This is a genomic window from Micromonospora sp. NBC_01739 (genome assembly GCF_035920385.1).
In the GTDB taxonomy this organism is placed as follows: Bacteria; Actinomycetota; Actinomycetes; order Mycobacteriales; family Micromonosporaceae; genus Micromonospora.
Genome location: NZ_CP109151.1, coordinates 3,719,430 through 3,741,511 on the forward strand (window position 1 = coordinate 3,719,430; position 22,082 = coordinate 3,741,511).

The following is a 22,082-nucleotide window of genomic DNA, read 5'->3' on the forward strand; positions in this document are numbered from 1 at the left end:
GGCCCCTGCTCGTGGGTGGGGTTAAGTAGCATCGCGCCATGTCGAGTGGAGAGCAGGCCGGGACGACCGTTCCGGAGCAGACACTGCCGGCGGGGGACACCGACGGGTCGGAGACAACGGCGGCCCCGGCGAGAAGACCACGCCGACGGTGGCTGCGGATCACGCTGATCAGTGTGTTGGTGCTGGCCCTGATCGGGGTGGGCGGCGCGGTAGGGGCCGGCTTCTATCTCAAGTCGGTCGAGTCCGACATCGAGCGCCTTGACGCTTTCGAGGGCATACCCGAGGAGAGCCGGCCGGAGGTCGTCGCCAAGGGCGCGTTGAACATGCTGATCCTCGGCAGCGACTCGCGGGATCCGGAGAGCACCGGGGGTTCGCGGGCGGACACCATCATCCTGGCGCATGTGTCGAAGGACCGCTCCGGCGCGCAACTCGTCTCGATACCCCGGGACACCTGGGTGGCGATCCCCCGCACCAAGGAGGGCCGTGGGGGCCGCGAGGCGAAGATCAACGCAGCGTACGCCTGGGGTGGCCTGCCGCTGATGGTGCAGACCGTGGAGCAGTACACCAAGATCCGGATCGATCACGTGCTGATGGTGGACTTCGCCGGGTTCACCGAGATCATCGACGCCCTCGGCGGCATCGAGGTCAACTCGGAGAAGCGGTTCACCTCGATCCATCCCCCCTTCCGCACCTTCGAGCGGGGTCGGCAGAAGATGGACGGGGCCACCGCACTGGACTTCTCGCGGCAACGCAAGCAGTTCGCCGACGGCGACTTCACCCGGATCAAACATCAGCAGCAGGTCATCAAGGCCATTCTGGACAAAGCCGCCTCCGGCGGAATTCTGACAAGTCCCACCAAGCTCAATTCCTTCGTCCGAGCCACCTCGAATGCCGTATCGGTCGACAAGAAGATGTCCCTGGTGGACATGGCGATGGAGCTGCGCGGCCTGCGCGGCAACGACCTGACCTTCATGACCAACCCGACCAAGGGCACCGGCCGGGTGGGCAGCGAGAGTGTCGTCTTCGATGACCCGGAGAAGGCCTCGAAGTTCTACGACGCCCTTCGCCGGGACGCGGTCAAGGAAGTGCTCAGCGCAGGAAAGTAGGGCATGAATTGTCCCGGTGGCTCTGGCGGCTGTCGCCAGAGCCACCGTATCCTGCGTTCGCTCCGGCGGCTTTAGCAACGTCACTGGATGTCACTCCACGGGGGAGGATCCACACATGTCGAGGCAACCTGTCATGGGTTACCCGGCCACCAACGCGCCCGACGAGGGTGAGGTATCGGCTCCGACGCAGCGTTCCCGGTCAGCGGAGTCCGAGGAGGAGGCGGAACCTCCGAACCCACAGACCACCGCCGGGGCGGAGTCCACCCCGACGGGCGGCGAGGACACCCGCCCGGGGCTGGACGCCACCGCGGTCCTGCCCTACCCCGGTTCCCGCACCTCCACCCGTACCCGGGGGCTGCGCGCCTGGATGTTGACCGCGCCGGTCGATGTGGCCGCCCTGCTCTCCCCCCTGCTGCTGGATCAACGGTACTGGCGCGGCACCCTGGTCATGACGGTCCTGACGGTGGCCGTCTTCGCCGCCGGCGGGCTCTATCAGGCCCGTCGGCACGTGAGCATCCTCGATGAGCTGCCCAGCCTCTGCGGCCGACTGCTGGCCTCCTCCGCCATCGTGGTCATCATCGCCGCCCTGCGTCACGACTCCGCGGAGTACCTGGTCGAGTTCATCCGCGGCCTGGCCATCGCCGCCATCCTGGTGCTCGCCGGTCGCCTGCTGACCCGGGAGATCGCCACCCTGGCCCGGCGGCAACGGTGGGTGGAACACAACGCCATCATCATCGGCAGCGGTCCGACCGCGGTGGAACTGGCCCGGCTGCTGCGCCGCTATCCCCGGTACGGGCTGCGGTTCGTCGGGCATGTGGACACTCCCCCGCCGACGGCCTCGGCCACCACTCCCCTGATCGGTCCCCTGGACCAGCTCGAACACCTGGTCCGGCTGAGCGAGTGCGATGTGCTGATCATCGCCGACCCGGAGTGCCCCGAACTGGTGCTGATGGAGATCCTCCGCCAGCCGAAGGTCGCCACCTGCGACCTGTGGGCCGCCCCCCGGCTCTGGGGCTCCAGGTCGCACGGCGACCACATCGGCGCCATCCCGATCGTCAAGGTCGGGGACACCACCCTGTCCGGGCCGCACTGGGCCCTCAAGCGGGCCTCCGACGTGGTCTTCGCCGCGCTGGCCCTGCTGCTGCTCAGCCCGATCCTGCTGCTCTGCGCGGGGCTGGCCTTCCTGGACGGGGGCCGGGGCATCTTCTTCCGGCAGGAGCGCATCGGCCGGCACGGCAAGCCCTTCCACATCATCAAGTTCCGCACCATGCGCCCGGTCAACGAGCACGAGTCCCAGACCAACTGGTCCATCGCGCACGACCGGCGGGTGTCGCCCATCGGTCGTTTCCTGCGCCGAACCTCCCTGGACGAGCTGCCCCAACTGTGGAACATCCTGCGGGGCGACATGAGTGTGGTCGGCCCCCGCCCCGAGCGGCCGTACTTCGTCGAGAAGTTCTCCGCCGAGTACCCGAGCTACGCCATGCGGCACCGGGTGCCGGTAGGGCTGACCGGGCTGGCCCAGGTCAGCGGCCTGCGCGGGGACACCCCGATCTCCGATCGGGCCCGGTTCGACAACTACTACATCGAGAACTGGTCACTGTGGCTGGACGCCAAGGTGCTCCTGCGGACCGTGGCCGAGGTGTTCCGTGGTGGTGGTCGCTGAGCGACCTGCGCCAGGTCCGTCACCGGACCGGTTCCGCCGGCACCGCCCCTCACCGCCGTTCCCCCACCGCCGGCTAGCCCGGGGAACCCCTCAGCCGAACTGCTTGGAGTAACCGATGCCGGATGTTTCGGTAGTCATCCCGACCACGGGCCGGCCCAGCCTCGCGGAGGCGGTCGCCACCGCCCGCGACCAGCAGGGCGTGTCCGTACACGTGGTCGTCGTGTGTGACCTGGCCGAGGTGCCGCCCGGCGTCGCCCGACTGCGGGACCAGATCGACGAGATCGTCTGCACCGGCGGGGGACGGCGCGGCTCGTACGCCCGCAACCTGGGGGTACGCCACGCCGCCCCGGGCAGCCACATCGCCTTCCTGGACGACGACGACGCCTGGCTGCCCGGCAAGCTCGCCGCCCAACTGCCCGTCCTGGAAGGCCTGGCCGGCCAGGGCTGGCTGCCGGTGGTCTCCTCCCGCACCCTGCAACGCAAGGCGGGGGGCGCCGCGCTGCCGACCCCCGTACCGACCGCCCTGATCACCGAGGGCACCCTGCCGGAGGACTACCTCTTCCGTCGACGGCACCTCGGGGTGGGTCGGCAGTCCCTGCCCACCTCGACCCTGCTGACCACGGCCGAACTGGCCCGGCAGTGCCCGTGGGACGAGTCCCTGCCCCGGCACCAGGACTGGGACTGGCTGGTGCGGGCGGCGCGGCTGCCGCGAGCGAAGATCGTGCAGATCGAGCAGGCCACCGCGGTCTACACCGTCGGCAGCCCGGGATCGATCTCGGCCGGGGCCGACTGGCGTACCTCCTGGGACTGGGCCCGGCGCTGGGAGGGGGTGTGGGCCCCGGAGACCTTCTCCGACTTCATCGCCGCCCAGACCCTGCGCTACGCCGTGCAGGCCCGCGACCGCGAGGGGGTACGCGAGATGGTGCGCGCCATCCGCCGCAACCGGGCCCCCTCGGCCCGCAACGCCGTCCTGGCGGCCCTGGGGCTGGTGCCCCGGTCGGCTCTTGAGCGGGTGGCGATGCGCGGCTCCCGCAGCACCGGTGACAACGGTGCCCTGCCCACGGGTGGGGGCCGCTGATGCGGCTGCACTTCGTACTCCCCCAGTTGGATCCGCTGTACGGCATGGAACTGGCCGCGGCGCTGCTCCTGCGGGGTCTGCACGACCAGGGGGTCGAGGTCTCCGCTACGGTGCTGTCCGGAAAGGTCCCGCCCACCCTGGGTGACCTGGCCATCGACACCCTGGGGCTGGGCACTCGGATCACCCGGCTGGCGGAGGCGGTGCCGCCGCTGCGACGCCGACTGCACCGGCTGCCGGCGGAGGTACGGATCGTGGCCAGCGGGCTGTGGGGCAGCGTGCCGGTCGGCACCGCCCTGGCCGGCACCGGCCGGGACTACGTCGCCTGGGAGCATTCGCTGCTGCCGGAGCGGCTGCGCATCGACCGCCGGGTCCGCACCCTGGCCCGGCTGGCCCGGGTTCGCGGGCTGCGCCCCAGCCTGGTCGTGGCCGTCTCCGAGGGGGTGGCCCGCACCGTCCGGGGACTCGCCCCCGGCCAGCCGGTGGTGACGATCACCAACCCGATGCCGCCCAGGGCCTTCGTAGCCCCGCGTCCGGTGGCCGACCGGCAGCGGATCAGACTGCTCACCACGGCGGCCTTCCGCCCGTACAAGAACCACTCCTGCGCGCTGGAGGCGCTGGCCCTGCTGCCGCCGAACCATCACCTGACCCTGGCCGGGAACGGCGAGGAGCGGGACCTGCTGCACGAGCGGACCCGCCAGTTGGGGCTCACCGACCGGGTGACCTTCCTGGGCCGGGTGCCCGGGGTGGCCCGGCTGCTGGCGGAGTCCGACGTGCTGGTGCACCCCTCCCGGGCCGAGACCTTCGGCTTCAGTCTCGTGGAGGCTGCCGAGGCCGGTCTGCCGGTGGCCGCCCTGCCGGTTCCCGCCCTGGACGAGATGATCCCGACCTTCGTACCGGGCGCCCTGGCAGCGGACACCTCCCCGGCGGCCCTGGCCCAGGCGATCGTTACCCTGACCGGCGAGGGGCGCCCCGGGGTGGCGGACTTCGAGAAGGCCTGGCACGCCCGCTGCACCGAACTCGACCCGGCCACGGTCAGCGCCCGATGGGTGGAGGCCTTGACATGACGGCGGTCCCCGGCGGCCCCGAGCGGCCGGTGACCGAGCAGCCGGATCCGCAGCAGCCGGGTGGCGGCTCGTCGGCCGGTGTCGGGCGCGGTGACGGCTTCCTCCGCAAGTCCGGCAAGTTCTTCGCCGGCACCCTGCTGCGCACCCTGGCTCAGGGGGCGCTGTTCGTGCTGCTGGCGCGGGAGATGCCGCTCAGCACCTACGGCCTGTTCGTCGGGGTCACCGCCCTGATCGCGGTGATCTCGCCCTTCGCGTCGGCCGGGGCACCCAGCCTGATCATGCAGAACTACGCGGACGCCCCGGGCGACTGGCTCCGGCACCTCGTCCGCGGGCTGTTCCTCTCCACCGTCTTCGGCACCGCCGCCACCGTGCTGGTGACCGCCGCCGGCCTGGCCATCTGGGGTGCGGACGTCCCGCTGGTCGACCTGCTCTGTCTGGCCTTCGCCGACCTGGTGGCCTGGCGACTCATCGAGGCCGTGGCGGCGTCCATCCAGGTCCGTGGTCGGATCATGCTCGCCGCGTTGATCCCCGCCCTGCTGCACCTCTGCCGGTTGGCCGGTGCGGTCGTGCTGGCCGCCGCCGACGGGCCGGTCACCCTGCACGACTGGGCGGTGACCTCGGCGGTGCTGTCCACCCTGGTCTGCCTGCCCGTGATCGCCGGTGGCCTGCTCGGTGGCGGCCGGGGCGGGATCGGTCTCCGGGGCGCGGTCCGGCAGGCCCGCACCGGGATGCTCTTCGCCGTGGGGCTGGCGGCCCAGTCGATCTACAACGATGTCGACAAGGTCATGTTGTCCCGGCTCGGCACCCCGGAGGGCGCCGCCATCTACGCCGCGGCCTACCGGGTGGTCGACCTCGCGTACACCCCGGCCCGGTCGATGAGCGCGATCGCCTACCCCCGGTTCTTCGAGGCGGGACGGCACGGTCCCCGCCAGGCCATGCGGATGGCCCGTGGCCTGCTGCCACGCTTCCTGGCCTTCAGTGTGCCGGTGAGCCTGCTGCTGGTGGCCTTCGCCTGGATGATGCCGCTGGTGTTCGGGGCCGACTTCGAGGCGGCCATACCGGCCCTGCAGGGGCTAAGCGCCCTGCTGGTGCTCAAGTCGCTGCACTACCTGGCCGCCGACGCGCTCTCCGGTGCCCGGATGCAGGGCCGGCGGACGGTCTGCCAGATCGGCATCGGGGTGCTCAACGTGCTACTCAACCTGTGGCTCATCCCGGCCTACGGTTGGCAGGGGGCCATCGCCTCCAGCCTGTTCTGCGACGCGCTGCTGGCCGTACTGCTCTGGGGAAGCCTGGCCGCCGCCGCCCGCCGCGACCCGGGCGACGCACCCGCACAGCCACGTTCCATGGAAAGGGTCTGAGGTGACCACACTCTTCGGTGTCCTGCTGACTGCGGGAGGTGTCGCGGTAGCCGGGTGGCTGATCCACCAACGCCGGACGGTGGCCGCCGCCTTCGGCGGTGGGAGGATCGCGATCGGGCTGATCGGATTCTCCGTCCTGGCCAACGCCGCGCCGGTCCTCGCCGGGGACAACTCCTCCGCGCTCATCGGCCTGCTGGTGTTCGCCCTGGTCGCCTGGTTGTTCTTCGTACGCCGTGGGGGTCTGGCCGGTCCCGCGGACATCTGGCGTCGGATCTGCCTGTGCCTGGCCGCCGCCCTGCTCCTCTGGTGCGTCGCGGTAGACCTGCTCACCGGCGAGGGGGTGTACGGGTCGCGGATGCCGGCGTACGCCGCCGCGGGTCTGCTGCTGGTGGCGGTGTGGTTGCTGGCGGCCGGTGCCCCGATCAGCCTGGCCGCGATGGCCTACACCGGGCTGGCCGTGCTGTCCCTGCTGACCATCCCGACCGCCTTCTACGGACAGGCCTGGCGGGCCTGCACCGGCGGGCAACTGGAGAAGTGTTCGCTGGCGGGTGGGCTGTTCAAGAGCTTCTACGACTCCGAGAACTACATCGCCCTGATCACCTCCTTCACCCTGGTGGCCGCGGTCTGCGCGCTGCGGGGGGCGCAACGGTGGGCGGTGGTGGCCTTCGGTCTGCTGGTCATCGTGGCCACCGGCTCCCGGACCAGCTACCTGGCCCTGGCCGCGGTGGCCTGCTGGGTGCTCGGGGCCATGCTGCTGGAGTGGCGTAGGCCGTACCAGCAGATCAACTTCGCCCTCTGCGTGTCAGTGGTCATCGGGGCGCTGGCGACAGCCACCTATCTGACCTGGAGTGCGGCGAAGAACACCCTGAGCAACCGGGGCAACATCTGGATACACGCCCGGGAGTACATAGCGGGTTCGGAGGCCACCGGGGTCGGCGTCTCGAAGTGGTACCTGCTGCGGGATCAGGGCGATGCCCCGCACCACTTCTTCCACTCCGGCTATGTGCTGGCCATCTTCTCCGGAGGGTTCATCGCGTTGACCCTGTGGGGCCTGCTGATCGCCACCCTGCTGCGGGCACCGGTGGTCGACGGCCGGGCCTTCTCCGCCAAGGCGCCGGTGGGCCTGTTCATCATTTACTCCTTCACCGAGGTGGTCTGGAACCCCCTCTCGGCCGACGGGCTGACCTGGATCTTCGCTCTGCTGGTGGTTACCGCGTGCACGCTAGGATCGACCGATGGCAACCCGGTGGCGGCCTCGGCGACCACCGGTGATGTCGTCAGGCTCCCGCACGATGCCGGTTGACCAGGCCACCGTCCGGCGACCGCCGCCCCCGGGTCTCGGGTTCCGCCCGGACATCCAGGGCCTGCGCGCCTTCGCCGTCGTGGTGGTCATCCTCGACCATGTCCTCGGCTGGCCGGCGGGCGGATTCGTCGGGGTCGACGTCTTCTTCGTCATCTCCGGCTTCCTGATCACCGGCCTGCTGCTCACCGAGTACGACCGGCGGGGCCGGATCTCCTTCGCGGACTTCTACCGCCGCCGGGCCCGACGCATCCTGCCGCTGGCGATCCTGGTGCTGGTGATCACCTACCTGGCGTCGTCGCTGCTCTTCCTCGGGGATCGGGCCCGATCGACGGCCTGGGACACCCTGTGGGCCGCCCTGTTCGGTGCCAACTGGCGGTTCGCCTTCACCGGCACGGACTACTGGCAGACCGACGGCCCGGTCTCCCCGTTGCAGCACTACTGGTCCCTGGCCGTCGAGGAGCAGTTCTACCTGGTCTGGCCGGTGCTGCTGGTGGTCGTGCTGAGCCTGGCCGCCCGGCGGGGCCGGTACGGCGGCAGCGCCCGATGGGCGGTGGGTCTGGTCCTCGGTGTGGTCGTGGCGGGGTCCATCCTGTTCGCCCTCTGGGAGGTCGGCCATCGCCCCACGGTCGCCTACTTCTCGACCTTCTCCCGGGCCTGGGAGCTGGGGGTGGGTGCCCTGCTGGCCCTGGCGGCACCCCTGTTGGCCCGGATACCGGCTCCGGCCCGTCCGGCGTACCAGTGGGCGGGTCTGATCGGTCTGCTGGTCTCGGTGCTGGCCATCACCGCCCAGTCCCCCTTCCCGGTGCCCGGGGCCTTCCTGGCGGTGATCTCGACCGCCCTGGTCATCGCCGGAGGGGTCGGCGGGCAGCATCTGATGCTGCCCCTGACCAACCGGCCGGTCCGGTACCTCGGCGACATCTCGTACTCGCTCTACCTGTGGCACTTCCCGCTGCTGATCCTGCTCGGCGCGGCGTTGCCCGACAGTGGACCCACCGTGGTGGTGCTCACCCTGGTCGGCACGGTGCTGCTCTCGATGCTCAGCTACCACCTGGTGGAGGATCCGATCCGTCGATCCTCCTGGTTGGAGCCGCGCGCGCCGGGGCGGCCGCCGGAGAGCAGGGTCGCCCGGATCAGCCGGTACGCCACCGTGGCGGCGGTGGCCACCACGGTGGTGGCGGCCACGGTGGCGGTGCTGATCCCGCCGCCGCAGGCCCCGGCCGAGACGGCGGCGGTCACCTCACAGAGCGACCTGAGCGCCCAGATCGGTACGGCGCTGGCGGCCAAGGACTGGCCGGTGTTGACCCCGGCCCCCGGTGAACTGGGCCGCCGAGGCTTCACTCAGGGGCACGGGCAGGGTTGCCGGCCGGCGATCCCGGACGGCAACGACTGCGTCATCGGGTCACCCCGCCCCGCCCGGCTGGCCGTGGTCGTCGGGGACTCCATCGCCACCGCCTGGCTGCCGCTGGTCCGCGGGGTCCTGGAGCCCCAGGGCTGGGCGGTACGGGACCTGACCTACGCCGGCTGCCCCTTCCTGGCCTCGGGCACGACCTCGCCGATCAACTCCATCACCCGGTCCTGTCCCGGTCACCAGCAGATCGTCCGGCGCATCATCGAGGAGAACCGGCCGGACCTGGTGATCGTCAGCAACGCCTACCGTCAGCGGTTCACCGACACCGGCGGCCGGTCGGCGCTGGCCGAATGGGAGCGGGCCGCCCGCACCGCCCGGGAGAACTGGCTGGCCCCCGCCGGGAAGATCGTCGCCCTGCAACCCCCGCCCCTGGGCCCGGATCCGAAGAGCTGCATCACCCGCTTCTCCGCCCCGCAGGACTGCGTCTCCCAACTGGGCGACGAGTACCGTTCCTACGCCGAGGTGGACGGACGGGTCTGGAGTGGTAAGCGGGCCTGGCACGTGGCCACCACGGACTGGTTCTGCCAGGGCGGACAGTGCCCGATCTTCGTCGGAGGGGTCATCGTCCGCCGCGACGGCAACCATGTCACGGCCGAGTACGCCCGCAAGCTGGCCCCGATGTTCGACGAGGCCCTGACCCCGGTCCTACGCGGCCCCTCGGACTGACCCGCACGCCAGGCTGGCCAGCACCGGCGTGCCGGTAGCCGCGCCGCCGGCTGACGACCACCCGGCCAGCAGCTACCGGCGACTACCTGGTCCGGCGGAGCCGAGACCAGAGCAGCACGCCGAGCCCGGCGACCAGGGCGACACCCGCACCGATGAGCACCGGCACCGCCCAGGCGGGCCGGTCCGGTTCCGGCTTACCGCCGAAGGCGACCGCCGTGTCGCGGTACGCCAGGGCCAGGGCGTTCGCGGGGGCCTGCTCGACGACCTGGGCGAACTGTGCGGCGGCCTTCCCCTCGTCCCCGGTGAAGTACGCCTCGAGGGCGCTGCGGTAGAGAGCGTCCGTCTCGCCGAGTTTGTTGTCGACGTCGGCGGAGTCCAGCAGCCCGGTCAGCCGGGCCACCGGTACCACGAGGCGGTTGGGTCGCTTGGGGGCCAGCAGGTCGTTGTCCAGCATCCCAACCACCTGGCCCTGGGGGTCGATCGCGATGCCGCCCCGGGAGTAGGCGCCGACATCCTCACTGACCCGGTAGAAGGAGGTCTCCGGGTCCACTTCGGTCACCTCGGCGGCCTTGGTGCTCACCGTGTAGGTGGCGGAGCGGTACTCCGCATCGGTGGTGGCGTAGCCGAGGACGTTCAGTGCCGTTCCCGGGGCGATCGTGGCGGAGGTGTTCAGTTCGGCGGTGGGCAGGTTGGCCTGGTCGAGCTTGACCAGGGCCAGGTTGCCCTCCTCCAGGGGGAGCACCTTGACGACCGTGCCGGGGATCGCCGGGCTGGCCTTGAGGTCACCCTTGGCCACGTTCATCTGGCCGTGCAGCACGACCGCGGGGTCGGTGTCCCGCTCGGGGCCGGTGAAGGCACTGCTGGCCAGTCGACCCTTGACGTAGCCGCCGACCTCCCCGGCCTTGAGGGTGCCCCGGGCCACCAGGGTGTCGGCCAGCGAGCCGAGCGCGTGTTCGAGCAGGATCTCCGAGGTGGGGGCGACGCACTGCCCGTTGGTGAGCAGATGCCCGTCGTGGTTGACCACCACCCCGGTGCAGCGGCGGCTGAAGGTGAAGGGATCGGGGTGCAGCAGGGCACCGTCCTGCTTGTTGCGGACGTACCCGGTGTAGATGGCCTCCAGGAAGACCATCGCGGGTGCCACCTTGGCCAGGGCGTGCTCCTGCGGGCTGCGCGGCGCGGCCTCGGCCCAGGGCTTGAGCCCCGGTGGGGGCGGGGGCGCGGTAGGCGCGGTGACCGCCGGCGGGTTCTGTCCGTCACTGGCCGAGATGGCCCAGATGCCGGCACCCCCACCGACGGCGGCGACCAGCAGCAGCGCGGCGATCGCCACCCACAGGCCACCCTGCCGTTTCGGCGCGGTGGAGGGTTGGATCCGCCGGGCCGGAGAGCTGAAGGGGTCGTGCCGCAGCGGGTCGTCCGGGGCCGGGCCGAAGCCGGGCGAGGCCGGGGTGTCCGAGACCGGATCCGGGTAGACCGGCTGGGTGGGTACCGACCCCGCCGACTGCGCCGCCCCGGAAACCGGCTGCGGCATCCCGGGCACCGGTTGCGGCATCCCCGAGATCGGCTGCGGCATCCCGGAGACCGGCTGCGGCATCCCAGACACAGGTTGCGGCATTCCGGAGACCGGCTGCGGGGGGCCGGAGATCGGCTGGGGTGGGCCGGAGACGGGTGGGGAAACCGGCGGCGGGGCCGAGGAGGGTACGGGTTGGTACTCCACACCGAGCGCCCGGAACAGCTTCTCCGCAGCCGGGCCGGCCTCCGGGCCGTACGCGACCCAGGGGGCGGCCGCCGAGAAGTCGGCGTACACAAAGGGGGTTCCGGCGGGCCCCTGGGCCAGGTTGTTGACGATCCCGGCGAAGGCCTCCCGCCAGCCCGGGGCGGCGGCCACAGTAGCGTCCAGGACGGCCACGGTCACGAACCGGCCCTGCTGATCGAGGGCTGCCCATGCCTTGCCGACCGGTGAACCCCCCAGCAGATGGGTGTACCGGTAGGGGCCTTCCGGCTGCATGGCAACTCCTCTGCTCAACCGCCGTGCGGATCCTACCGAGCCACCGCACCTAGCCCTGCCCGCCGGTCGGCCCGCATCGCCTCATCCTCGTGAATTCGCTGGTCAGAACGGTCAATGAGGTTGACCACTTGCCTGCTGAAAGTTTTGATGCATAGAGTCAAAGGGTGAATGACGGGGATACCAAGGCGCCGACCGAACGGGTCGTCGGCCTGTTCGACGGCGTCCGACTCACCCCGACCCAGCGGCGCATCGCGCACTGCCTGGTGCAGCACGCCCCCGCGGTGGGCTACCTCTCCGCCGCCGAGGTAGCCGAACTGGCCGGGGTCAGCCAGCCCTCGGTCACCCGCTTCGCGGTGGCCCTGGGCCACGACGGTTATCCCGCGCTGCGGCGACGGCTGCGCGAACTCACCGCCGCCGCGCCCGGTCCGGCCACCGCCGGCAACGAACTCCAACAGGCGGTACGCGCCGAGATCGGCAACCTGGACCGGCTGGCCGAGCAGCTGAGCGACCGGGAGCGGCTGGCCGAGACCGGCCGGCTGCTGGCGGCCAGCCGTCCCCTGCCGGTGCTGGGGCTGCGGGCCGCCGCTCCCCTGGCCGCCTACTTCGCGTACTTCGCCGCGAAGGTGCACCCGGACGTGCGGGTGCTCGACGACGGGGGCAGCCTGCTCACCGACCGCCTGGAGCAGGCCGCCGAGGCCGGGGCGAGCGCCCTGCTGGCCCTGGTGCTGCCCCGCTATCCCCGGGAGACCCTGGAGGCCCTGCGGGAGGCCCGCGCCGCCGGGCTCACCGTGGTCGCGATCACCGACTCCCCGGTCAGCCCGGCCGCCGAACTGGCCGATGTGGTGTTGCCGGCGGCGGTCGGCACCCAGCTCGTGTTCGACCTGCACACCGCTCCGATGACCCTGGCCATGGTGCTGCTCCAGGCGATCTGCGACGCCGCCCCGGCCGAGACCCAGCGGCGGTTGGAGGCCTTCGAAGCCTCCGCCGCCCGTCGCCAGTTGTTCCTCGGTTAGGAGGAGACACACCATGACCCACATAGCCCCCGGCCCTATCCGGGCCGCCCGAGGCCCGGAACGCACCGCCCGAGGGTGGCCGCAGGAGGCCGCCCTGCGGATGCTGATGAACAACCTCGACCCGGAGGTCGCGGAACGCCCGGACGACCTGGTGGTCTACGGGGGCACCGGGAAGGCCGCGCGGGACTGGCCCTCCTACCACGCCCTGGTCCACACCCTGACCGACCTGCGCGACGACGAGACCATGCTGGTGCAGTCGGGCCGACCGGTCGGGGTGATGCGCACCCACGAGTGGGCCCCCCGGGTGCTGCTGGCCAACTCCAACCTGGTCGGTGACTGGGCCACCTGGCCGGAGTTCCGCCGCCTGGAGCAGTTGGGGCTGACCATGTACGGGCAGATGACCGCCGGATCGTGGATCTACATCGGCACCCAGGGCATCCTCCAGGGCACCTACGAGACCTTCGCGGCCGTGGCGGAGAAGCGCTTCGGGGGCACCCTGGCCGGCACCCTGACCCTGACCGGCGGCTGCGGCGGGATGGGCGGGGCCCAGCCCCTGGCGGTGACCATGAACGGCGGTGCCTGCCTGATCGTGGACGTCGACCGCAGCCGGCTGGACCGCCGGGTGCACGACCGCTACCTGGACGAGGTCGCCGACGACCTGGACGACGCGGTCGAGCGGGTCCTGGCCGCGAAGCGGGACCGCCGGGCGCTCAGCGTCGGGGTGGTCGGCAACGCCGCCACGGTCTTCCCGGAGCTGCTGCGCCGGGGGGTGGCCATCGACATCGTCACCGACCAGACCAGCGCCCACGACCCCCTGTCGTACCTGCCGGTGGGGGTGGAACCGGCCGAGGCGCGGGACTACGCGGCGGCCAAGCCGGCCGAGTTCACCGACCGGGCCCGGGAGTCGATGGCCCGGCACGTCGAGGCGATGGTGGGCTTCCTCGACGCCGGTGCGGAGGTCTTCGACTACGGCAACTCCATCCGGGGCGAGGCCCGGCTGGGCGGGTACGAGCGGGCCTTCGACTTCCCCGGCTTCGTGCCGGCGTACATCCGGCCGTTGTTCTGTGAGGGCAAGGGCCCCTTCCGGTGGGCGGCCCTCTCCGGCGACCCGGCCGACATCGCCGCCACCGACCGGGCCATCCTGGACCTGTTCCCGGAGAACGAGTCCCTGGCCCGGTGGATCCGGATGGCCGGCGAACGGGTGGCCTTCCAGGGCCTGCCGGCCCGGATCTGCTGGCTGGGCTACGGCGAACGCGACAAGGCCGGGGTCCGGTTCAACGAGATGGTCGCCTCGGGTGAGCTGAGCGCCCCCGTGGTGATCGGCCGGGACCACCTGGACTGCGGCAGTGTGGCCAGCCCCTACCGGGAGACCGAGGCGATGGCCGACGGCTCGGACGCGATCGCCGACTGGCCCCTGCTCAACGCGCTGGTCAACACCGCCAGCGGCGCCTCCTGGGTGTCCATCCACCACGGCGGCGGGGTGGGCATCGGCCGCTCCATCCACGCCGGTCAGGTCTGTGTGGCCGACGGCACCGCCCTGGCCGGGCAGAAGATCGAGCGGGTGCTGACCAACGACCCGGCGATGGGGGTGATCCGGCACGTCGACGCCGGTTACCCCACCCCGCACACCGACGTCCGCATCCCGATGGCGGAGTAAGGAAGGGCCCCTTGTTAACGCATACGGTAGAGGAAGGGCCCCTTCTTAACAGGTTCCGCAGGCTGTGGGACGAGATCGCGCCGATCGGCCGCGACCCGCGCAGCGGGGGCTACCTGCGCTACGCCCTGACCGAGCCGGAGCTGCGGCTGCGGGAGTGGTTCCGGGCCCAGGCCGACCAGCGGGGCATGCCGGTCGCCGAGGACGGCAACGGCAACCTGTTCGCCTGGTGGGGGGATCCCGACGGCAGCGAGGCCGTGCTGACCGGCAGCCACTTCGACTCCGTGCCGCACGGCGGGGGCTACGACGGGCCACTGGGCATCGTCAGCGCCTGGCTGGCCGTGGACGAGCTGCGGGCCGCCGGGGTCACCCCGGACCGGCCGCTGGTCGTCGCCGCCTTCGTCGAGGAGGAGGGGGCCCGCTTCGGCGTACCCTGCCTGGGGTCCCGGCTGCTCACCGGGCAGATCGAGGTGGAGCGGGCGGCTGCCTTGCGGGACGCGGCCGGGGTGAGCTTCGCCGAGGCGCTGGGGGCCCGCCCGGCGGGCGCCGACCCGGCCCTGGTGGGTCGCTTCGGCGCCTTCGTGGAGCTGCACGTGGAGCAGGGCCGGGCCCTGGTCGAGCAGGACGCCCCGGTGGGGGTGGCCAGCGCCATCTGGCCGCACGGCCGCTGGCGCTTCGACTTCACCGGCGAGGGAAACCACGCCGGTACGACCCGGATGGCCGACCGCCGCGACCCCATGCTGACGTACGCCTTCACGGTGCTGGCCGCCAACAAGGAGGCCCGGCTGCGCGACGCCCACGCCACCGTGGGCCGGGTGACCGTCGAGCCGAACGCCACCAACGCCATCCCCTCCCGGGTGACCGGCTGGCTGGACGCCCGCGCCGCCGAGCCGCAGACCCTCACCGGTCTGGTGGAGGCGGTCCGGGCCAAGGCCGTCGAGCGAGCCCGCCGCGACGGGACCGAGGTGGCCCTGACCGAGGAGTCGGCCACCCCCCTGGTGGCCTTCGACCACGGGCTGACCGACCGGCTGGCCCGGCTGCTGGAGGCCCCGGTGCTGCCCACCGGAGCGGGCCACGACGCCGGGGTGCTGGCGGCCCAGGTGCCGACCGCGATGCTCTTCGTCCGCAACCCCACCGGGGTCTCGCACTCCCCCGCCGAGTCGGCCGACGACCCCGACTGCGCCGCCGGGGTGGTCGCCCTGGCCCGGGTGTTGCAGGAGCTGGCATGTCGGTGATGCGCTGGCTGGCGGAGTACGCCTGGCTGCCCGAGCAGGCCGAACCCACCCCGGAGGTGCTGATCGAGACCGTGAAGGGTCGGATCACCGGGGTCACCCCGCTGTCGCCGGGCGGCCCGCCGCACGCCGGGGTGGACGTGCTGGCCGACGCGGTACGGCTGCCCGGGCTGACCCTGCCCGGCCTGGCCAACGCCCACTCGCACGCCTTCCACCGGGCCCTGCGCGGGCACACCCACGGTGGGCGGGGCGACTTCTGGAGCTGGCGGGACCGGATGTACGCGGTGACCACCCGCCTGAACCCGGACTCCTACCTGGCCCTGGCCCGGGCGGTCTACGCCGAGATGGCCCTGGCCGGGATCACCTGCGTCGGGGAGTTCCACTACCTGCACCACGGCCCCGGGGGCACCCCGTACGAGGACCCGAACGCGATGAGCGCGGCGCTGGTCGAGGCGGCGGCGCACGCCGGGATCCGGCTGACCCTGCTGGACACCTGCTACCTGACCGCCTCGGTGGACGGCCGGCCGTTGACCGGGGCCCAGCTGCGCTTCGGCGACGGGGACGCGCTGCGCTGGGCCGACCGGGTCACCGCCTTCACCCCCGAGGGGGAGCACGCCCGGCTCGGGGCGGCGATCCACTCGGTGCGGGCGGTACCCGCCGAGCAGCTGGCCACCGTGGCCGGTTGGGCGCACCGGCGGGACGCGCCGCTGCATGTGCACCTGTCGGAGCAGCCGGCTGAGAACGACGCCTGCCGGGCGGTGCACGGGCGTACCCCGACCGGGCTGCTGGCCGACCACGGGATCCTCGGTCCGGCCACCACGGCGGTGCACGCCACCCATCCGACCAGCGGCGATGTGAGCCTGCTCGGGGAGAGCCGGACCGGGGTCTGCCTCTGCCCGACCACGGAACGGGACCTGGCCGACGGCATCGGCCCGGCCCGCCGGATGGCCGACGCCGGCACCCCGCTGAGCCTGGGCAGCGACAGCCATGCCGTGATCGACCTCTTCGAGGAGGCCCGCGCGGTCGAGTTGGACGAGCGGCTGCGGACCCGCAAGCGGGGGCATTTCGCCCCGGCGGAGCTGATGCAGGCGGCGAGTGCGGCCGGACATGCCGCACTGGGCTGGACCGACGCCGGGCGGATCGCGGTCGGTGACCGCGCCGACCTGGTCACCGTACGGCTGGACAGCGTACGCACCGCCGGGGTGGCTCCGGCCGGGGTCTGGTTCGCCGCCGGGGCAGCCGACATCACGCAGGTGGTGGTGGAGGGGCGGGTAGTGGTCCGCGACGGCCGCCACCTGACGGTCGACGTACCGCAGGAACTGGCCGACGCCATAGCGGAGGTGACACCGTGAGCGCGAGGAGTGAGCTTGCGAGCCCCGCAGTCGCGAACAGAGGCCGGCACAGCGTCGGCAGCCTGCTGGTCCACAACATCGGTGAGCTGGTCACCAATGTGGCCGGCACCGGTGAGGGCGGGCCGCTGGGGCTGCGGCGACGGGCGGCCGTGCTCATCGAACAGGGCGAGGTGGTCTGGGTAGGGCCGACCGGCGACGCCCCGAACGCCGACCGGCGGATCGACGCCGAGGGCGCGGCGGTGCTGCCCGGGTTCGTGGACAGCCACGCCCACCTGGTCTTCGCCGGGGACCGGGCCGCCGAGTTCGCCGCCCGGATGGCCGGGCAGCCGTACACCGGTGGGGGCATCCGCACCACGGTGGGTGCCACCCGCGCCGCTTCCGACGAGGAACTGCGCGCCACCGTGCGCCGGCTGCACGCCGAGGCGTTGCGGCAGGGCACCACCACGATCGAGATCAAGAGTGGGTACGGCCTGACCGTCGCCGACGAGGCCCGCTCCCTGCGGATCGCCGCCGAGTTCAGCGAGGAGACCACCTTCCTGGGCGCGCACGTGGTGCCGGCCGAGTACGCCGACCGCCCCGACGAGTACGTCGGGCTGGTGTGCGGGCCGATGCTGACCGCCGCCGCGCCGTACGCCCGCTGGATCGACGTGTTCTGCGAGCGGGGCGCCTTCGACGCCGACCACACCCGGGCGATCCTCGCCTGTGGACAGGCTCTGGGGCTCGGCGTACGGGTGCACGCCAACCAGCTCGGCCCCGGCCCGGGGGTGCGACTCGGGGTGGAGCTCGGCGCGGCCAGTGTGGACCACTGCACCCACCTGACCGAGGCCGACATCGAGGCCCTGGCCTCGACGAGGAGGGCCGACGGGCAGACCGCCACGGTGGCCACCCTGCTGCCCGGGGCGGAGTTCTCCACCCGGTCCCCTTATCCGGACGCCCGTCGCCTGCTCGACGCCGGGGTCACCGTGGCCCTGGCGACCGACTGCAACCCCGGTTCCTCGTACACCTCCTCGATGCCGTTCTGCATCGCGCTGGCCGTACGCGAGATGGGGATGACCCCGGCGGAGGCGGTGTGGGCGGCGACCGCCGGTGGCGCGCGGGCCCTGCGCCGCGACGACATCGGGGTGCTGCGGCCCGGCGCCCGAGCCGACCTGATCATCCTCGACGCCCCGTCCCACCTGCACCTGGCCTACCGGCCGGGGGTGCCCCTGATCCGCCAGGTCCTGCACAACGGAGTACCGCGATGACCGTGACCATTCAGCCCACCGGGATCTCTCCCGCCGACGTGCTAGCCGTGGCCCGGGGCACCGCCAAGGTCGTCCTCGACCCGGACACCCTGGCGGCCATGGCCACCAGCCGGTCCATCGTGGACGGCATCGAGGCCGCCGGTCGTCCGGTGTACGGCGTCTCCACCGGCTTCGGGGCGTTGGCCAACACCTTCGTGGCCCCCGAACGTCGCGCCGAGTTGCAGCACGCCCTGATCCGCTCGCACGCCGCCGGCATCGGCGAACCCATGCCCCGGGAGGTGGTGCGGGCGATGATGCTGCTGCGGGTCCGCTCGCTGGCCCTGGGGCACTCCGGGGTCCGCCCGCTGGTCGCCTCCGCCCTGGTGGACCTGCTCAACCACGAGATCACCCCCTGGGTGCCGGAGCACGGTTCGCTGGGCGCCTCCGGTGACCTGGCCCCCCTGGCGCACTGCGCGCTGGTGCTGCTGGGCGAGGGCTGGGTGCTGGGCCCGGAGGGTCAGCGGCTGCCCGCCGCCGAGGCCCTGCGCCGGGCCGGGCTGGCCCCGATCGAGCTGGCCGCCAAGGAAGGGCTGGCGCTGATCAACGGCACCGACGGCATGCTCGGCATGCTGCTGCTGGCCATCCACGACGCGGCCCACCTGTTCACCATGGCCGACGTGACCGCCGCCCTGGCCATCGAGGCGATGCTCGGCTCGGACCGGCCCTTCCTGCCGGAGTTGCACACCATCCGCCCGCACCCCGGGCAGGGCCTCTCCGCGGCCAACATCCACCGGTTGTTGCAGGACTCGGCGGTGATGGACTCACACCGCGCCGACGTGACCCACGCGGTGCAGGACGCCTACTCGATGCGGTGCGCCCCGCAGGTGGCCGGCGCGGCCCGGGACACCCTGGACTTCGCGCGTACGGTGGCTGCCCGGGAACTGCTGTCGGTGGTGGACAACCCGGTGGTGCTGCCGGACGGCCGGGTCGAGTCGACCGGCAACTTCCACGGCGCCCCGCTCGGCTTCGCCGCGGACTTCCTGGCCATCGCCGCCGCCGAGGTCGGTGCGATCGCCGAGCGCCGGGTGGACCGGCTGCTGGACGTGACCCGCTCCCGTGACCTGCCGGCCTTCCTGTCCCCCGATGCCGGGGTGAACTCCGGGCTGATGATCGCCCAGTACACCGCGGCCGGGATCGTCGCGGAGAACCGTCGACTGGCCGCACCGGCCTCGGTGGACTCCCTGCCCACCAGTGGGATGCAGGAGGACCATGTCTCGATGGGCTGGGCGGCGGCCAAGAAGCTGCGTACCGTGCTGGACAACCTGACCAGCCTGCTGGCGGTGGAACTGCTGGCCGCCGTACGCGGACTGCAACTGCGGGCCCCGCTGACCCCCTCGCCCGCCGGCCGGGCGGCCATCGCCGCCCTGGGCGAGATCGCCGGCCCGCCCGGCCCGGACGTCTTCCTGGCGCCGGTGATGGAGGCCGCCCGCGAGGTGGTAGCCACCCCCGCCCTCCGCACCACCATCGAGCAGGCGATCGGCGACCTCGACTAGCCGTCTGCGGAGTCAGAGGACCTTGGCTACCAGGGCGGCCAGCTCGCGCAGGGCCTTGCCACGGTGGCTGATGGCGTCCTTCTCCTGCGGGGTCAGCTCGGCGTTGGTGCGGTCCTGGCCGTCGCCCAGGAAGATCGGGTCGTAGCCGAAGCCACCGTCGCCGCGCGGGGCGCGCAGCAGCCGACCCTGCTGCCGGCCGTCCACCAGATGCTCCTTGCCACCGGGCAGCACCAGGGCCACCGTGCACACGAAGGAGGCCCCCCGGTGCTCGTCCGGCACGTCGGCTACCTGGTCCAGCACCAGTTGCAGGTTGGCCTCGTCGTTGCCGTGCCGACCGGCCCAGCGGGCGCTGAACACCCCCGGCATCCCGTTGAGGGCATCCACCGCCAGCCCGGAGTCGTCCGCGATCGTCGGCAGGCCGGTACGGCGGCACCCCTCCCTCGCCTTGATCAGCGCGTTCTCCCCGAAGGTCAGCCCGGTCTCCGGCAACTCCGGGTACGCCTCGACGTCGTCCAGCCCGATCAGGGCGATCCGGTGGGCACCCAGGGCACCGTCGAGGATGCGCTGCAACTCGATGAGCTTCTTACGGTTCCGGGTGGCGAGCAGCACCTTGTTCATGAGTCACCTTTCGTTCGCGACTGCGGGGCTCGCAAGCTCACTCCTCGCGCTTCACAGGAGGGACAGAGCCTTCCGCTGGGCTTCGGCCAGGTCCAGGCAGCCGAGGACGGCCAGGTCTAGCAGGGCGTCCAACTGGTCTCGGGCGAACACACCGGCCTCACCGGTGCCCTGCACCTCGACGAAGTCCCCGGTGCCGGTGCAGACCACGTTCATGTCGACCTCGGCGGCCACATCCTCCTCGTAGCACAGATCCAGCCGGGGCTCGCCGCCGATGATCCCGACACTGATCGCGGCCACCGACCGGTGCATCACCTTCTCCGGGGTGCCGGTCAGGGCCTTGCGCGCGGCCAGCCAACTGACCGCGTCGTGCAGGGCCACGTACGCCCCGGTGATCGCGGCGGTCCGGGTACCCCCGTCGGCCTGGAGCACGTCGCAGTCGAGCACGATGGAGTTCTCGCCGAGGGCCTTGAGGTCGATGGCCGCCCGCAGACTGCGACCGATCAGTCGGGAGATCTCGTGGGTGCGCCCACCGACCTTGCCCTTGATGCTCTCCCGGTCCGAGCGGGTGTTGGTGGCCCGGGGCAGCATCGCGTACTCCGCGGTGACCCAGCCCAGCCCGGAACCGCGCCGCCAGCGGGGCACCCCCTCGGTGACGCTGGCCGTGCAGAGCACCCGGGTGGCACCGAACTCCACCAGCACCGATCCCTCGGGGTGGGTACTCCAGCCTCGGGTGAGGGTCACCGGACGGAGTTGGTCGGGCTGCCGCCCATCAGGTCGCGCCATCCCTGCACCCTATGCGGTGTCGTGATCGAAGCGTCCCCGGGTGCCCGCCCGACGGCTCAGATGTCGTACGTGGCGCCCGGGCGGACCACTTCCAGCGGCCCGGAGTAGGCCCCGGCGGCGGCGGCCACGGTGTGTGCCTCGCTGCCCCAGGCGGCCACCAGATGGGTCAGCAGCAGCCGCCCGACCCCCGCCTTGGCCGCCGCCTCGCCGGCCTCCCGGCCGGTGAGGTGCAGATCCGGTGGGTTGTCCACCCCGTCCAGGTAGCTGGCCTCGCAGAGGAAGGCGTCCGCGTTCTGGGCCAGCCGCACCAGGGTCTCGCAGGGGGCGGTGTCCCCGGAGTAGCACAGCACCTTGCCCTCGTGCTCCAGCCGTACCCCGTAGGTCTCGATGGGGTGCTGCACCCGGTCGACCGTGACCGTGAAGGGGCCGATCGGGAAGGTGCCGGGTTCCAGGGCGTAGAACTGGTAGACGTCCTCCACCGCGCTGTCCCCCTGCCCGTAGGCGGCGGCCAGCCGCTCCGGGGCACCGGCCGGGGCGTACACCGGCAACGGCGGGTAGGGGCCGTCCGGGGCGTACCGGCGGACCACCACGTAGGAGGCGGCGTCGAGGATGTGATCGCAGTGCAGGTGGGACAGCAGGATCGCGTCGGGGGCGTGCAGCCCGGCGTAACGCTGCAGGGTGGACAGCGAGCCCGGGCCGAAATCGATCAGAAGCCGGAAGTCCTCGGCCTCGATCAGATAGGCCGAACAGGGGGACTCGGGTCCGGGGAAGCTGCCCGCACAGCCCAGGACGGTCAGTCGCATCGAGTTGTCTCGCTGTCACGGTAGGTGGTGATTCTCCGGGCCACCGCTCCGGTGGTGATCACAACCGACGCGTACGCCACGCTGCGCAGCCTACGCCCGCTGATGCGAGGGCAAGAATGATCCGCTCGAAGTTGTCATCAACGTGACACCCGCTCGGGCCGTCCGATCGAGTCCGGGTTGGCTGAGTGGCCAGTCAGCTA

General features: G+C 72.1%; 17 protein-coding genes. 13 read left to right on the top strand and 4 right to left on the bottom strand.

Going from position 1 to position 22,082, the window contains the following annotated elements:
* Positions 1–38 precede the first annotated feature (38 nt).
* From OIE53_RS16680 to OIE53_RS16710, 7 genes are all read left to right on the top strand, one after another.
* Positions 39–1,106 carry an LCP family protein gene (locus OIE53_RS16680; RefSeq protein WP_327022456.1) on the top strand — a complete coding sequence of 356 codons (1,068 nt, stop codon included), beginning with the start codon at positions 39–41 and terminating at the stop codon, positions 1,104–1,106.
* 115 nt (positions 1,107–1,221) lie between these two features.
* The gene (locus OIE53_RS16685) at positions 1,222–2,769 is read left to right on the top strand and encodes a sugar transferase (protein ID WP_327022457.1); all 1,548 of its coding nucleotides are present in this window, start codon (positions 1,222–1,224) and stop codon (positions 2,767–2,769) included.
* A gap of 115 nt (positions 2,770–2,884) precedes the next feature.
* Positions 2,885–3,847: a glycosyltransferase family 2 protein gene (locus OIE53_RS16690; RefSeq protein WP_327022458.1), complete on the top strand. Its 963-nt coding sequence runs from the start codon at positions 2,885–2,887 to the stop codon at positions 3,845–3,847.
* Positions 3,847–4,911, top strand: a complete 1,065-nt coding sequence (locus tag OIE53_RS16695) for a glycosyltransferase (RefSeq protein ID WP_327022459.1) — start codon at positions 3,847–3,849, stop codon at positions 4,909–4,911. The genes OIE53_RS16690 and OIE53_RS16695 overlap by 1 nt, the downstream gene beginning before the upstream one ends.
* Positions 4,908–6,269 carry a lipopolysaccharide biosynthesis protein gene (locus OIE53_RS16700; protein WP_327022460.1) on the top strand — a complete coding sequence of 454 codons (1,362 nt, stop codon included), beginning with the start codon at positions 4,908–4,910 and terminating at the stop codon, positions 6,267–6,269. The genes OIE53_RS16695 and OIE53_RS16700 overlap by 4 nt, the downstream gene beginning before the upstream one ends.
* A 1-nt stretch (position 6,270) precedes the next feature.
* The gene (locus OIE53_RS16705; RefSeq protein ID WP_327022461.1) at positions 6,271–7,572 is read left to right on the top strand and encodes an O-antigen ligase family protein; all 1,302 of its coding nucleotides are present in this window, start codon (positions 6,271–6,273) and stop codon (positions 7,570–7,572) included.
* Positions 7,562–9,646: an acyltransferase family protein gene (locus OIE53_RS16710; RefSeq protein ID WP_327022462.1), complete on the top strand. Its 2,085-nt coding sequence runs from the start codon at positions 7,562–7,564 to the stop codon at positions 9,644–9,646. Before OIE53_RS16705 ends, OIE53_RS16710 begins: the two co-directional genes overlap by 11 nt.
* A gap of 82 nt (positions 9,647–9,728) precedes the next feature.
* On the opposite strand, the gene OIE53_RS16715 is transcribed toward OIE53_RS16710, so the two are convergent.
* The gene (locus OIE53_RS16715; RefSeq protein WP_327022463.1) at positions 9,729–11,651 is read right to left on the bottom strand and encodes a S1 family peptidase; all 1,923 of its coding nucleotides are present in this window, start codon (positions 11,649–11,651) and stop codon (positions 9,729–9,731) included.
* A gap of 164 nt (positions 11,652–11,815) precedes the next feature.
* Here OIE53_RS16715 and OIE53_RS16720 point away from each other — a divergent pair, with 164 nt between their 5' ends.
* From OIE53_RS16720 to hutH, 6 genes are read left to right on the top strand one after another with little or no spacing between them, the layout of a single operon-like run.
* Complete coding sequence (locus OIE53_RS16720; RefSeq protein WP_327022464.1) at positions 11,816–12,664, top strand: MurR/RpiR family transcriptional regulator; 849 nt, start codon at positions 11,816–11,818, stop codon at positions 12,662–12,664.
* Between the two features lie 13 nt (positions 12,665–12,677).
* The gene (gene hutU / locus OIE53_RS16725; RefSeq protein ID WP_327022465.1) at positions 12,678–14,321 is read left to right on the top strand and encodes a urocanate hydratase; all 1,644 of its coding nucleotides are present in this window, start codon (positions 12,678–12,680) and stop codon (positions 14,319–14,321) included.
* An 11-nt stretch (positions 14,322–14,332) separates the two neighbouring features.
* Positions 14,333–15,553 (top strand): allantoate amidohydrolase, encoded by a 1,221-nt coding sequence (locus OIE53_RS16730; RefSeq protein ID WP_327022466.1) that lies wholly within the window; start codon positions 14,333–14,335, stop codon positions 15,551–15,553.
* Positions 15,550–16,902, top strand: coding sequence for a formimidoylglutamate deiminase (locus OIE53_RS16735; protein WP_327027247.1), 1,353 nt, complete (start codon positions 15,550–15,552; stop codon positions 16,900–16,902). Before OIE53_RS16730 ends, OIE53_RS16735 begins: the two co-directional genes overlap by 4 nt.
* Complete coding sequence (gene hutI / locus OIE53_RS16740; protein WP_327022467.1) at positions 16,899–18,146, top strand: imidazolonepropionase; 1,248 nt, start codon at positions 16,899–16,901, stop codon at positions 18,144–18,146. Before OIE53_RS16735 ends, hutI begins: the two co-directional genes overlap by 4 nt.
* Entirely contained in the window at positions 18,143–19,678 is a 1,536-nt protein-coding gene (gene hutH / locus OIE53_RS16745) for a histidine ammonia-lyase (protein WP_327022468.1), read from the top strand. Before hutI ends, hutH begins: the two co-directional genes overlap by 4 nt.
* A 12-nt stretch (positions 19,679–19,690) precedes the next feature.
* Here the strand turns inward: hutH and rdgB are convergent, their stop codons facing one another.
* The 3 genes from rdgB to OIE53_RS16760 are packed head-to-tail and all read right to left on the bottom strand — an operon-like array spanning position 19,691 to position 21,882.
* Positions 19,691–20,296, bottom strand: coding sequence for an RdgB/HAM1 family non-canonical purine NTP pyrophosphatase (gene rdgB, locus OIE53_RS16750; protein WP_327022469.1), 606 nt, complete (start codon positions 20,294–20,296; stop codon positions 19,691–19,693).
* A gap of 51 nt (positions 20,297–20,347) precedes the next feature.
* The gene (gene rph / locus OIE53_RS16755; RefSeq protein ID WP_327022470.1) at positions 20,348–21,079 is read right to left on the bottom strand and encodes a ribonuclease PH; all 732 of its coding nucleotides are present in this window, start codon (positions 21,077–21,079) and stop codon (positions 20,348–20,350) included.
* 56 nt (positions 21,080–21,135) lie between these two features.
* Entirely contained in the window at positions 21,136–21,882 is a 747-nt protein-coding gene (locus OIE53_RS16760; protein WP_327022471.1) for an MBL fold metallo-hydrolase, read from the bottom strand.
* Positions 21,883–22,082: the final 200 nt, after the last annotated feature.